The organism is Mycetocola manganoxydans (assembly GCF_003667545.1).
Lineage (GTDB): Bacteria > Actinomycetota > Actinomycetes > Actinomycetales > Microbacteriaceae > Mycetocola_A > Mycetocola_A manganoxydans.
Genome location: NZ_RCUV01000009.1, coordinates 80,185 through 93,669, shown reverse-complemented (window position 1 = coordinate 93,669; position 13,485 = coordinate 80,185). Strand labels below are relative to the sequence as shown.

Below are 13,485 nucleotides of genomic sequence, written 5' to 3'. Positions count from 1 at the left end.
CCATGAACGAAACCCCGCAGGACCCCAACGACTCCCGGGACCCCCAGGACTCCGCTGCTCCGCGCCCGGACGCCGACGCGGCATCCGGTTCCTGGCAAGCACCGCCGCCTGTCATTCCTCCCGTGCCGACCTACTTCCCCGGTGTGGAGGCCGCTCACCGCACTGACACCGCTCCCACCAATGCTTACCCTCATGCATCGGGTGCGGCTTTCGGAGTGGCGTCAGGTGACCACGGTGCAGAACAACGCACCGACGCGTACCCGACTCAGGACTATCCGGCGTTCGCCGACCAGAACTCTCCTTTCGCGAGCCAGCACTACCCGGGCGACAACCAGAGCACAGATGCTTATGGGCCATCATTCGGTTCGGCGTCGAACGGGGCTACCGAGCAGGAACACCCACCGAAGAAGCGCCGCTCCACCGCTGGCCTCCTCATCGCTGGTCTGGCGATCGGCGCTCTGGTCGGGGGTGCGACGGGCGCGGGCACGGCTGCTCTCCTCGTCGAAAACCAGGGAACTACCGTAACCGCCGGTGCCGGCGGTTCTCAGAACATCACCATCAACGACACCTCGGATGTCACCCGGGCGACGGCGATCGCCGCGACGGCCTCGCCCAGTGTTGTGACTCTGGCGGTCCAGAGCGCGAACAGTGGCGGAAGTGGTTCCGGCATCGTCCTCAGCGAAGACGGCTACGTCCTCACCAACAACCACGTCGTCACCCTCGACGGCAAGATCCCTGACCCGCAGATTCAGGTGACGGCGAACGACGGCAAACTGTACTCGGCGTCGATCGTCGGCACCGACCCGGTCTATGACCTCGCCGTGATCAAGCTCGAGGGCGCCAGCGGCATGACCCCCATGGAGTTCGCTGACTCCGACAAGCTCAACGTCGGTGACATGGCCGTCGCGATCGGTGCTCCGCTCGGCCTGGCTGGAACCGTCACAGACGGGATCGTGAGCGCCCTCAACCGGAGCATCACCGTCGCGTCCTCCGCTGTGCCCGAGGACTCCACCCAGGAGGACGGATCCGAAAGTCCGTACGACGTGTGGGGCTTCAACCTTCCCGGCGAAGAAAACAGCGACCCTCAGACGCAGTCGGTGATCTCGCTCGCTGTCATCCAGACGGATGCCGCCATCAACCCGGGGAACTCCGGAGGTGCACTGGTCGACAGCGAAGGAAAGCTCATCGGGGTGAACGTCGCGATCGCGAGCGCCGGCAGCGCGCAGAGTTCCGACCAGAGCGGAAGCATCGGCGTCGGTTTCGCGATCACCGCGAACATCGCGAAGCGTGTCGCGGACGAGATCATCGAAAGCGGCGAGGCAACCCACGGACTCCTCGGAGCGAGCGTCGGCGACGCCTCGAGCGCTCAGGACAGCCCTGTTGTCGGCGCGTTGATCAGCGACATCAGCTCGGGCGGCGCCGCGGCTGACGCAGGCCTGCAGAAAGGTGACATCGTCACCAACTTCGACGGGCATCCGATCACGGGCGCGACCGACCTCACAGCTCAGGTACGCGCACTCGCGGCCGGTGCCACGGCCGAGGTGACCTATGTCCGTGACGGTGACACGAGAACCGTTGATGTGACCCTCGGAGAACTCGTTCTCTGATCGGACTCACAACGCCCGCGAGCATTCAGCTCGCGGGCGTTGTGCGTTGGCACGCGACGTCCGTCTCACGTCGCCGCTGATAGGCTCGACCGACGAAATCATCGAGTGGAGACCATGACCGAGAGCACATCGACTGGCGCAAGCGCTGAACTCGTCGGGGTCTCGTACGTCATGCCCGTCCTGAATGACGTCACCCATGTCCGGGCCGCTGTCGACAGCCTGCTCCGGCAGGACTACCCGGGTCCGTTCGAGGTTGCCATCGCGGTCGGTCCGTCCATAGACGGAACCAACGAACTCGTCGAGGAGCTCTCACGCGCCGATTCGCGCATCCGGGTGCTGTCCAACCCGGTCGGTTCAACGCCTGCCGGTCTCAATATCGCTATCTCGGCAACGCGGTATCCGGTCGTCATCCGCGTCGATGCGCACTCCGTGCTTCCGAGCGACTACGCCCGGATCGCAGTGGAAACCATGCAGCGCACCGGCGCCGACAACGTCGGCGGCATCATGGATGCGCAGGGAACCACGCCATTCGAGCGCGCTGTCGCGCGGGCGTACGGCAGCAGGGTCGGCCTCGGCGGGACTCCGCTTCACGTCGGCGGGGCGGAAGGACCTGCAGACACGGTGTACCTCGGTGTCTTCCGCCGAGGGCCGCTCGAGCGAGTCGGCATGTTCGACGAACGAATCAAACGTGGCCAGGACTGGGAACTCAACAGGCGTATCCGGCTGGCGGGTGGTGTTGTCTGGTTCACTCCGCAGCTCAAGGTCACCTACAGGCCCCGACCGAGTTTCGGGGCTCTCGCACGGCAGTTCTTCTCGACCGGTCTGTGGCGGGGAGAACTGACTCGCCGGTTCCCCAGCGCAAACAACCTCCGCTACTTCGCTCCTCCGGTCATGGTCGTCGGCGTCGGAATCGGCGTTCTGGTCGGGCTCATCGGTCTCGTCCAGGCTGTCGTCGGGGCGCCGAGTTTTCTTCTGCTCGGCTGGGTGGCGCCCGTTGTGTATCTCCTCCTCGTGATCGCAGCGACTCTCCTCGTCGCCCGACGGGACGGCATCCGCTCGCAGCTGTGGTTTCTCGTAGTGTTGCCCTGTATCCATTTCTGCTGGGGAGTCGGATTCGTGCTCGGCTTCCTCTCGCTGGCGAGCAACATCTCAGCGTTGAAGAACGAAAGAACCGGAGGCACGAGTGTCGGACGCGTCGACTGATCGACCACTCAAGCCCCGCACGATCGCGGAGCTGAGAGAGGTCGCCCAACCGCCAGAGGTTCGGGGGCGCCGAAACGCGGAACACTGGACGGCGTCGCTGTACCTCCGCGACATCTCGCCATACCTGACCTGGCTGCTGCTGCGCACCCGAATCTCCGCCAACGGGGTCACCGGCCTGATGATCCTCACCGGATGGTCGGTCGCTGGCGCGCTTCTCATCCCCGGAATCTGGGGCGCACTCCTCGGGCTTGTTCTCGGCCAGTTGCAGATGCTCGTCGACTGCAGCGACGGCGAGGTTGCTCGCTGGCGCCGTACCTCCTCGCCCGCCGGAGCGTTCCTCGACGCTGTCGGCCACTACTCGACCGAGTCCCTCATTCCACTTGCGCTGGCGATCCGTGCCGCCGGGTACCCGTTCGAAACGCCCGAGGATTACCTCTACACGACCCTGGGAGCGCTGCTCGCGCTCGTGATCGTGCTCAACAAGGCACTCAACGACATGGTCCGCGTCGCCAGGGCCAACTACGGTGCACCGAAGCTCACCTACACGGAGGGGGAGTCGGCGCCGAGCGGGGGAGTGCTCGCCGCCGCGCGGAAGGTCGCGAAGTTCCTCCCGTTCCACCGCATCTTCCACTCGGTGGAATTGACGATGGTCATCTTCGCCGCCGCCGTTGTCGGACTGTTCATCGGCGAACTCACCGCGATGCGCGGAGTGCTTGTCATTCTTCTGGTCCTCGGGGTCATCACGCTCCTGGGGCACTTCGTCGCGATCATGTCGTCGAAGCGTGTCCGTGCCTGAAGTCACTTCCAGCGTCGGCGTCGTGATCCTTACCCAGGGATCCCGACCGGACGACCTCGCCCGCGGCATCCGGAGCGTCCTCGATCAGCGCGATGTAGACCTCGACGTCGTGGTCGTCGGCAACGGATGGGAGCCCGAAGGCCTGCCTGACGGCGTCCGAGGTCACGCGTTGCCGAAGAACGTCGGCATTCCTGCGGGGCGTAACAGCGGCGCTGCGGTCGTGTCCGGTGAGTACATCTTCTTTCTCGACGACGATGCCTTTCTCCCGGATGCCGGCTTCCTGGCATCCTGCATCGCTCTCGTCTCAGGTGACCCCGGAATCGGACTCATCCAGCCCCGGCTGACCGATCCAACGGGAACGCCCGCTCCGAGACGCTGGATCCCGAGGATTCGCAAGGGCGACGCGAGACATCCAGGCAACGTCTTCTCCTGCCTCGAGGCAGCGGTGTTCCTGCCGCGCGCAGTCTTCGACGCCACCGGCGGCTGGGCAGCACCGTTCTTTTACGCCCACGAGGGCATCGAGTTGGCCTGGCGGGTCTGGGACCAGGGCAAGCGCGCCTGGTACGCAGGAGACCTCGAGGCTCACCACCCGGTTGTGGTCCAGACCAGGCACCCCGAGTACTACCGCCTCAACGCCAGGAACCGGGTCTGGCTTGCCCGCAGGAACCTTCCGGCACCCTTTGTTCCGGTTTACGTTGGAGCGTGGACCGGGGTCCATGTTCTTCGCTGGTGGCGTCAACCGGCGGCGCTTCGTGCCTGGTTTGGCGGCTGGCGTGAAGGCTGGTCGACCAACCCGGGCGAACGGCGTCCGATCCGCTGGTCGACCGTGTGGCGGATGACGCGCGCTGGCCGACCGCCGGTGATTTGAGTGGTTAAACTGGTATCCATGGGTGTATTGCGGGATGCGCGAAAAGCGGTGAAGATCGGGCGGGACCTGCTCGCCAACCGACGCGCTCGGGCCGCCCTGTCCGGACGGCTGGCGCAGCTCCCTCCTCTCGAACCGAACAAGTACAAGATCGCCGTCTATTTCGCTGACGGCCAGGTCAACATGTACCAGCTTCGTCAGTGGTACAAACCGCTCGAAGTACTTGGCCGCACCTGGCCCGTCGTCGTGTTGAGCCGCGGTGCAACCGCCGCAACCAAACTGTTCGAGGAATCACCGCTGCCGGTCGCCTACGTGCGCACGGTATCAGCGCTCGAACGCACACTCGCCGAGCAGGACATCCGGATCGTCTTCTACGTCAACCAGAACACCAAGAACTTCCAGATGTTCCGGTACGGGCAGCGTTGGCACGTTTTCATCAACCACGGTGAGAGCGACAAGATGTACATGACGACGAACCAGTTCAAGGCGTACGACTACAGCTTCATCGCTGGTGACGCGGCCCGCGCACGACTCGACAAGGTCCTCTGGGATTACGACTTCGACAAGCGCGCCATCCCGATCGGCCGGCCCCAGGCCGACCACTACTCCGGCACACTGCCGTACACACCGGACGAGCGCACCGTCGTGCTCTACGCCCCAACCTGGGAGGGCGATCGGAGCGCGGCAGCATACGGGTCGATCGCCAGCCACGGTGTCGAGATCGTCCGCGCCCTCATCGCCACCGGAACCCACCGGGTGATTTACCGGCCGCACCCGCGCAGCGGCGTGGTGGATCACGAATACGGGGCAGCAAACCGCGAAATCATCGGGATGCTCGCGGCCGCCAACACGGCGGACCCTGCGGCCAACCACGTCCACGACACCGGATCAGAGCTCGGCTGGCAGCTGTCCGCAGCAGACGTCGCCATCGTTGACATCTCGGCGATGGTCTACGACCGGCTCGCGAGTGGCAAGCCACTGCTCATCACCCGCCCGGCCCACCCGGAGGCACAGGTGGATCTCACGGGTTACCTGTCGGCGTGCGAGTGGCTCGACGCAGCGGATGCCGCGTCCGTCGTTGCGGAGACCGATCGCGTTCTCCACGACCCGGAGACCGTCGGGCGACTGGACTACTGGGTACGCCGCTATTTCGGCGACCCGACTCCCGGCGCGGCAACGGAGCGCTTCCACAATGCCGTCGGGCATCTCATGGCGGAATGGGAACGCTATGCGGCGCTACACGCGGGTGACGAGCCGGCGCAAGCGACGGCATCCATCCCGGTCGCCGTTCCCGCCTCGTCACAGGCAGGCCAGGACGACCAGTCCCAGGAGACCGGCGAAGATGACGACGACCTGCGCTAGCTAGAGCGTCGGGTCTTCGGCGTCACGGCGGCCCGCCTTGCGCGGCGACGGCAGGCGTTCCCGCAACTGCCGGATGGTCGGAAGCGCCTTGCGCTCGCGCGGCTCGAGTTCGAGCGGCAGCCAGACCGGGGGAGGTCCGAACGCACTCCTGGCCGCTGTGACCACCTGGCGGCCCGCAAAGTTGTTTCCTGCGCCGCCGATCACGGCACCGATGCCGAATGGCATCGCCTTGCCGACGAGCGATGTCCCCTGATTCTTGACGAAGTGTTTGAGGAACCGGCGCCTGAGCTCGTCGGCGACCGGTCCCATGACAGCCTGGGGAACCTTGCTGGTGACCATCTCCCCCCAGAAAACCTTGCGGGGCGGGCCCCCGCGAAAGGCCTGCCCTGTGAACTGGCGGACGAGGTCCGTTCCAGCTTTGCCGAGCATGAGAGTCATGACGAGTGCGCGCGCCCGTACCGGGTCGTCGACGGTGATGCCATGCACTTCGGCGACCGACTGGGCGAACAGGGCGGTGGTTTCGAGGAACCCTGCGGTCTCCGCTCCGGCGAGTGTGAGGGTCAGCCCCGTGCCGAACCCGGGGACCATAGCCGTCGCACCGACCGCAGCGCCTCCGGTCGTGATCGCGGTGAGGTAGCGGCGCTCAAGGATTCGCACGAGCTGCGCGGGCGATGCGTTCGGGTGGGACCGTCGGAGGGCGCGAATGTGCGCGACGACGACGGGCCGCTGGACAGAAAGCGCCCGGTCGATGGTGCGGAGCCAGAGTGGCGGCTGCTCGGGCGCAGTCTCCTGCGTCGCGGCATCCAGAATCCGTAGTCGTTCGTCTGATGCGGTCAAGAGGGTCCCCCTGGGAGATCGGTGGTGCCGCACCAGTCTAGGTTTCAGCGCTGTGAAGACGCAGGGGAGCGTCGAGGGTTCCGCTATCGGCTCAGCGGTGGTATTCGGCGTTGTAGCGGTCGAGGACGTCTGAGATGGGGCCGTCGAGCTGGAGCACACCTTTGTCGAGGTAGAGGCCGCGGGTGCAGAACCGTCGCAGGTCCTTCTCGTTGTGTGAAACGAAGAACAGGGTGCGGCCACCCTCGAGAAGCTCCTCGATCCGGCGATAGCACTTCTCGCGGAATCCCTTGTCTCCGACCGCGAGGACTTCGTCGACGAGGATGATGGGTTCCTCGAGCATGGAGATGACGCTGAAGGCGATGCGGACCTTCATGCCGCTCGAAAGGTGCTTGTACGGCGTGTCGACGAAGTCGTTGATCTCGGCGAAGTCGATGATCTCGTCGAATCTGGCCTCGATTTCCGACTTGGTCATACCGTGCAGACCGGCTGTGAGGAAGACGTTGTCGCGCACCGTGAGGTCGTTGACGAAGCCTCCGGTGATCTCGATGAGCGGAGCTACTCCGCCGTTCACCTCCACGCTTCCTTCGTCCGTCAGCACGACGCCGGCAACAAGCTTGAGCAGTGTGGATTTGCCCTGTCCGTTGCGGCCAACCACTCCGATCGCCTCGCCCGCCTGGACGTCGAAGGACACGTTGCGGAAGGCCCAGAACTCGTTCGGCCGTGAGCGCCGATCGCGGTTCGAGAACAGATCCTTGAAGTTACGTCGTCCACCGCGATTGCGGCGGAAGCGGATGCCGACATTGTCGACGCGGATAACGGGTTCCGGCATCACAGTTCCTTCAGCACGGTGCGCTCGGAGCGCTTGAAGACCCACACGCCGATCGCAAGGAAGAGAAGCGACATCCCGGCGGAAACGACGACGGCGTACCAGTCGAGTTGTTCCGGGAAGAACGCGGAGCGGTAGAGCGAAAAGATCCCGGCGAGCGGGTTGAACACCGCGAACGGCTGCAGATTCTCGGGCAGGTCGCTGAGCCCGTAGATGATGGGGGAGGCGTAGAAGAGGAATCGGAGGATGAGTTTCACCGCACGTTCGAGGTCGCGGAAGAAGACGACGAGCGGAGCGACGATCAGGCCGATACCCACGGTGAGCACGCACTGAATGAGAATGGCGAGCGGGAAGAACACGACCTGCCAACTGAGCCCAGCGCCATAGACGATTGCGAAGAGGGCGAGGACCGGGAGGGCAGCGACGAACTCGATCCCTTTGGAGAGCACCAGGCGGTTGACCCAGATGGTTCGCGGGATGGAGGTGGACCGCACGAGTTTCGCTTCGCGGAGGAAGGCTCGGGTGCTGTCTGAGACGGCACCGTTGAACCACATCCAGGGCAGGAGACCGACGAGAAGGAAGACGATGTACGGCTGTTGCCCGATGTTGTCACCGCGGTCGAAGACGACGGCGAAGACAAACCAGTAGATCCCAGCCATCACGAGTGGATCGAGGATCGACCACAGATAGCCCAACACGCTCGTCGAGTACCGCACGCGCAGGTCGCGTTTGGTCAGGAGCCAGAGGGCGTGGCGGTAGCGAGTGACGAACGAACGCTTCGGCGGTCGAACGTTGGCGGGTGAACTCACGACCATAAACCTATCGGCAAACAAAGACCGGCACGGTCAGGCGACACGTGCCGGTCTGTGTTGCTGTGTGTTCTAGACGAAAAGGTTCGCTCGCTCGAGGTCTTCGGCGAAGTCGACCTCGACTGCGTAGAGATCCGAGATGTCGACCGGTTCGATCAGGAGGTTGTCCTGTTCGATGGCCAATTCGAGCCCGCGCTCGAAGTAATCCTGGTCGCCGACGCGGGCGAGCTGGCGAAGCAGGGTCGCCTTGTCGTCGCGGGAGATGTAGTTGATACCAACGGCCTCGCCGAGCCCGTTCTTGACGGTCTTCGACAGCTCCTTGATGTAGCCCTCAGCGCTTGTCGTGTACTTGACTTCTTCGTCAGAGACCTTCGAGGTGTTGACGGTCACGAACGACTGGTCGCGCGCCATCATCGATGCGGCACGGTCGAGAACAGCCGGGTCGAAGACGACGTCGCCGTTCATCCACAACACGCCACCGGGCTGCGAGGCGCTCAGCGCACGCATGAGGCTCTTCGACGTGTTGGTCTGGTCGTACTGCTCGTTGTAGACGAATGATGCCTCGGGGAACGCCTCGATGATGTGCTCGAGCTTGTAACCGACGACGATCGTCACCTTGACGTTCTTGCCGAACGCGTGGTGGATGTTGTCGAACTGCTGCTGCATGATCGTGCGGCCGTCGGCCAGTTCGGTGAGCGGCTTCGGAAGGGAGCGACCGAGTCGGCTACCCATGCCCGCTGCAAGTATTACTACCTGGGTCGTCACGAGATTCTCCTCAAGGTTGTTCAGGCCTGTCCGATCGCCGTGTTGGCGGTGTTTCTGCGGAATTTACCTGTAAGTCGATGAAATGACACCCCGTTATGCCATTGCCTACGTTATCGCGACACCCCTACTGGGGGCCTAGTGGATTGCTTCTCTGTTGTCGGATCGTAATAAGGCGTACGGTCTATTAACAGGTTCGCCGGTGGCCAGAAACCGGCTTCGGCCTCGAATAGACAGTGGTCACTTGGTAGGTTAGACCAGTGACTCCAGCGCTCGATTCTCCCCAGGACGCGCCCGACCGGAAGATGCAGAACGCATCGCCCGTTGGGCCGTCGACGGATGCCTCCGCTCCATTGACCGAATCGGCTGACGTGAGCGCGGTCACCGCCGGATCGGGGGAGGACGCATCGGTTCAGGACGACTCAACACGCACAGGCCCTGCCCCGGCGAAACCGAAGCGTAAGCCGGCAGCGAAGAAGCCGGCCGCCCCACGCAAGCCAGCGACCGGGACGGCTGCGGAATCGGCAAAGGCGGACGCATCCGGCGATACAGCGACCGGTGACGCACCCGCTGCGACCCCGCGTAAGACACCTGCGCGAGCGGCGGCGACGAAGAAGGCAGGCGCCGGCCGGGCAGCGACCCCACGCACTCCATCCACAACGAGCAAGACGGCGGGGGCCAAACCGGCCGCCGCGAAATCGGGCACGGCCTCGAAGGCGGGCGCTCAGCCGAACGCCTTGACGCCCGACCCCGTCGACCAGCCGGCGACGCCGGCGGGAGAGCCCCAGACCGTCGAGGACCCCACAAACCTGAAGCCGGCGTCAACGAAGCCCGCGGCCCGCAAGCCCGCCGCTTCCCAAGCAACGACGTCCAAGTCCGCTGCGGCGAAGTCTGCTGCAACGAAGTCCGCTGCGTCCAAGTCTGCTGCACCGAAGTCCGCTGCATCCAAGTCTGCTGCAGCAAACTCCGCCGCGTCGAAGCCGGCTGCAGCGAAGCCGGTCGAGCCGGAGTCGGATCTCAAGTTTGAGCACGGCCCGACAATGCAGGATCGCCCCGCGGCACCGGATGACGTTTCTTCGCCGAGTGGCGCGAGCGGAGCTGCCCCTAACGGTGCCGCTCCTGCGGCAGGGCCTGAGGAGACGTCTCTGGCGGCCGACCCCGCTCCAGCCCCTGACGCCGAGTCGGGGTCGACCACGGACGCGGGTGAGGGCAACCCGAGCGTCGCAGAAACGGCAGTCGCTGAATTGCACGCACTCTTTGCGGCAGATGCCCGGCCAGCGCGTCCGGCCCCGGAAGACACGACAACGGGAGGCTCGGCTGGCGAGACGGCGGACGTTGTGACGACTCCCGCGTCCGGCCCACGGAAGGGTCCTTCCAAACGGCCCGCATCGAAACGGCCTGCCCTGACGCTTGCTTCGCAGGTGTCCGGAGACTTCGCCATCACCGCCCCGGCGGGGAGCGGTGAGACAGCTACCGATGACCCGACCGGGCAGCCGCAGGGATCAGACGCTCCGGCCGTGCCCGCGTCAGGTTTCACGCCACCGCCGTTGCCAACGCTCAGCCCGGATGACGCCGCGCTGAAGTTCGAGGCAATGCCGGAAGCACCCGAGACTCGCTCCGTCCTCGATGACCAGGAGCCCATGCGATTCGTCTGGAGCAAACGCTGGCCGTTCCTGGCCCTCGCTCCTGCCTCCGCGAATCCGGCATCCGTGTCGACCGTCGAGAGTGCATCAGCGGCTCCTGCGGTGGACACAGCACCCGAAACAGAGTCACTCGACGCCCTCACCGTCGCTGAGGATGTGACCGCAGCTCCGGTCGAGCCGGCGCTCGCCGTTGAGCCCGAGCCCGCGCTCGCGCCTGAACCGACGGATGACGATCCCGCAATGACCGACGCTGCGCCTGACACAGCTGCCGGTGCCGATCGTGAGCTCGAGCCTGAGGTATCCGTTCCGCCCGCGGTCGAGATCGTTCCGGAACCGGAGGCCCCTGTCGCCGAAGCCGACCCGATTAGCGCCGTCGCTTCAGCTGCCGAGACCGAGGAAGCCGAAGTGCGCGTCGAACGCCGACCGACCGCTGTTGACCCGACGACGTCTCCTGTCGTGCTCAGCATCTCCGCACTCTCTCGCCGCTTCGGCGACACCGTCGCGGTCGACGGCATCGACCTCGAGGTTCACGAAGGTTCGTTCTACGGGATCGTCGGTCCGAACGGCGCCGGCAAGACGACCACGCTTTCGATGGTGACCGGGCTGCTCAGGCCCGATGCCGGGAACATCACCGTCCACGGCATCGACGTGTGGAGCGATCCCGATGCCGCCAAGCGTTCGATCGGGGTCCTGCCCGACCGGTTGAGGCTCTTCGACCGGCTGACCGGCGCACAGCTGCTGTATTACGCCGGAGTTCTCCGTGGCCTCGACAGCGCGACGGTACGTGCACGGGTCAAGGACCTTGCCCGAGCCTTCGGCCTCGAGGATGCTCTCAATCGCCTCGTCACCGACTACTCGGCAGGGATGACCAAGAAGGTCGCTCTTGCCGCTGCGATGATTCACTCGCCACGATTGCTCGTCCTCGACGAACCGTTCGAGTCGGTTGATCCTGTCTCGGCGGCCAACGTCATCGAGATCCTTCAAAAGTACGTCGCGCACGGCGGTACGGTCGTCCTGTCGAGCCACGGCATGGATCTCATTCAGCGCGTCTGCGACCACGTCGCGATCATCGTCAACGGTCAGGTGCTCGCATCCGGTGCCGTGGATGACGTTCGTGGTGCTGGCACGCTCGAGGAACGCTTCGTTGAACTTGCCGGCGGTCGTAAGGCCGCAGAAGGAATGGAATGGTTGCACAGCTTCTCGGACTAAGGCTGCGATTGCTGGCCAACGGGTTCCGGCGGAGCGTGTGGCAACTCATCGGCATCGTCTTCGGAACGGCCGCCGGTGTGGCAATGGTCGTACTGATCGGCAGCGGCCTCATCGCTCTGCGTTTCGCTCCCGATGAACTGGCGCGCAACCTCCTCGTCATCGTCGGCTCGTTCGTCGTCCTCGGTTTTGTGCTGCTCCCACTGGTGTTCGGGGTCGACGACGACATGGATCCGAGACGGTTCGCCCTCGTCGGGTTTCCACAGCGAAGGCTTTCAGCTGGCCTTCTGCTTGCCGCACTCGTCAGCGTGCCGTCCGTCGTCATCCTGGTCCTGAGTGTGCTGACCGTGGTCACCTGGTCCCGCAGCGTGTTCACGGTCATCCTCGCGGCGGTGTCCGCCCTCATCGCTGTTGCGACGTGCGTGCTCGCGGCTCGCGTCACCACTGCGCTTGCGTCTCTTCTGCTCGCCACGCGGCGCTCACGCGAGCTCACCGGAGTGATCGGCACCCTCGTTCTCGTGCTCCTCGCGCCCGCCATCATCCTGCTCTCGAGCGTCGACTGGACCCGTGACGGCCTGGGTGTGCTCGGCGACGCGGCAGACGTCGTGAGCTGGACGCCGTTCGGGGCCGTCTGGTCGATTCCCGGTGACGCTGCGATGGGCAACGTCGGAGCTGCGCTTCTCAAGCTGGTGATCGCCGCTGTAACCGCTGCCCTGCTCTGGCTGGCCTGGGACAGGCTCGTTGCACACATGCTTGTCACTCCCGAACGCGAGCAGGCCGTCCGGACGTATGGCGGCATGGGCTGGTTCGACGTGCTTCCCGGCCGACCGGCATCCGTCATCGCCGCCCGCAGCATGGCGTACTGGGCCCGCGACCCCCGTTACCTCGTGTCGATCGTGATCATCCCGATCGTCCCGATCATCATGATCCTTCCCTTCCTCGTCATCGGCGTTCCGATCCAGACTCTCGCGCTCCTTCCGCTGCCGGTGATGGCGATCTTCCTCGGATGGTCGCTGCACAACGACCTGGCTTTCGACTCCACCGCGATCTGGCTGCACGTCGTCTCCGGAGTGAAGGGAGCGGCCGACCGGGTCGGACGGATGTTCCCGGTGCTGCTCATCGGCGTTCCCCTCATCGTCATCGGTTCGATGATCAGCATCCAGTTCTATGGAGACTGGGCGGCATTGCCCTCGATGATCGGCGTTTCCACGGCGCTCTTCCTGGGGGGCGTCGGACTGTCGAGTTACATCTCCGCGCGGTTGCCGTATCCGGCCGCGCTCCCCGGCGACAGCCCGTTCCAGCAGCCTCAGTCCTCCGGGACGTTCGGTGGGCTTTCGCAGGCGGTCGGCCTGGCCGGATCACTGCTCGTCGCCGCGCCTGCACTCGCATTTGCCTGGTTCGGGATCACCGGGGACCCTGGATGGCACCTCCCGGCCCTGATCGCAGGCGTCGGCGCCGGTGTCGTTGCGCTCGTCTTCGGGGTGTGGAGCGGGGGACGGGTCTTCGACCGCCGCGGTCCGGAGATCATGGAGTTCGCTCTCAGCCACTGACCGTCGTCGTCGATTCCCC

Annotated in this window: 11 protein-coding genes; 7 read left to right on the top strand and 4 right to left on the bottom strand. The window is 65.0% G+C overall.

The window, feature by feature from the left end; genetic code table 11:
- Positions 1 to 2 precede the first annotated feature (2 nt).
- From D9V29_RS09750 to D9V29_RS09730, 5 genes are all read left to right on the top strand, one after another.
- The gene (locus D9V29_RS09750) at positions 3 to 1,607 is read left to right on the top strand and encodes a S1C family serine protease (protein ID WP_121673127.1); all 1,605 of its coding nucleotides are present in this window, start codon (positions 3 to 5) and stop codon (positions 1,605 to 1,607) included.
- Between the two features lie 114 nt (positions 1,608 to 1,721).
- A complete protein-coding gene (locus D9V29_RS09745) occupies positions 1,722 to 2,810 on the top strand; it encodes a glycosyltransferase family 2 protein (RefSeq protein WP_229790505.1) in 1,089 nt (362 codons plus the stop codon).
- The gene (locus D9V29_RS09740) at positions 2,791 to 3,606 is read left to right on the top strand and encodes a CDP-alcohol phosphatidyltransferase family protein (RefSeq protein ID WP_121673126.1); all 816 of its coding nucleotides are present in this window, start codon (positions 2,791 to 2,793) and stop codon (positions 3,604 to 3,606) included. The genes D9V29_RS09745 and D9V29_RS09740 overlap by 20 nt, the downstream gene beginning before the upstream one ends.
- Entirely contained in the window at positions 3,599 to 4,474 is an 876-nt protein-coding gene (locus D9V29_RS09735) for a glycosyltransferase family 2 protein (protein ID WP_121673199.1), read from the top strand. The genes D9V29_RS09740 and D9V29_RS09735 overlap by 8 nt, the downstream gene beginning before the upstream one ends.
- Before the next feature lie 18 nt (positions 4,475 to 4,492).
- Positions 4,493 to 5,833 (top strand): hypothetical protein, encoded by a 1,341-nt coding sequence (locus D9V29_RS09730; protein WP_121673125.1) that lies wholly within the window; start codon positions 4,493 to 4,495, stop codon positions 5,831 to 5,833.
- Here the strand turns inward: D9V29_RS09730 and D9V29_RS09725 are convergent, their stop codons facing one another.
- The 4 genes from D9V29_RS09725 to D9V29_RS09710 all read right to left on the bottom strand — a co-directional run bounded on the left by D9V29_RS09725 (position 5,834) and on the right by D9V29_RS09710 (position 9,070).
- Positions 5,834 to 6,670 carry a hypothetical protein gene (locus D9V29_RS09725; RefSeq protein ID WP_308428570.1) on the bottom strand — a complete coding sequence of 279 codons (837 nt, stop codon included), beginning with the start codon at positions 6,668 to 6,670 and terminating at the stop codon, positions 5,834 to 5,836.
- 91 nt (positions 6,671 to 6,761) lie between these two features.
- Positions 6,762 to 7,499 (bottom strand): ABC transporter ATP-binding protein, encoded by a 738-nt coding sequence (locus D9V29_RS09720; RefSeq protein WP_121673124.1) that lies wholly within the window; start codon positions 7,497 to 7,499, stop codon positions 6,762 to 6,764.
- Positions 7,499 to 8,311: an ABC transporter permease gene (locus tag D9V29_RS09715; protein ID WP_121673123.1), complete on the bottom strand. Its 813-nt coding sequence runs from the start codon at positions 8,309 to 8,311 to the stop codon at positions 7,499 to 7,501. Before D9V29_RS09715 ends, D9V29_RS09720 begins: the two co-directional genes overlap by 1 nt.
- 66 nt (positions 8,312 to 8,377) lie before the next feature.
- The gene (locus tag D9V29_RS09710) at positions 8,378 to 9,070 is read right to left on the bottom strand and encodes a phosphocholine cytidylyltransferase family protein (RefSeq protein ID WP_121673122.1); all 693 of its coding nucleotides are present in this window, start codon (positions 9,068 to 9,070) and stop codon (positions 8,378 to 8,380) included.
- Positions 9,071 to 9,327: 257 nt separating this feature from the next.
- Between D9V29_RS09710 and D9V29_RS15135 the strand changes: the two genes are divergently transcribed.
- Positions 9,328 to 11,919, top strand: a complete 2,592-nt coding sequence (locus D9V29_RS15135; RefSeq protein ID WP_229790506.1) for an ATP-binding cassette domain-containing protein — start codon at positions 9,328 to 9,330, stop codon at positions 11,917 to 11,919.
- Positions 11,895 to 13,466: a hypothetical protein gene (locus tag D9V29_RS09700; RefSeq protein WP_229790507.1), complete on the top strand. Its 1,572-nt coding sequence runs from the start codon at positions 11,895 to 11,897 to the stop codon at positions 13,464 to 13,466. Before D9V29_RS15135 ends, D9V29_RS09700 begins: the two co-directional genes overlap by 25 nt.
- Positions 13,467 to 13,485: the final 19 nt, after the last annotated feature.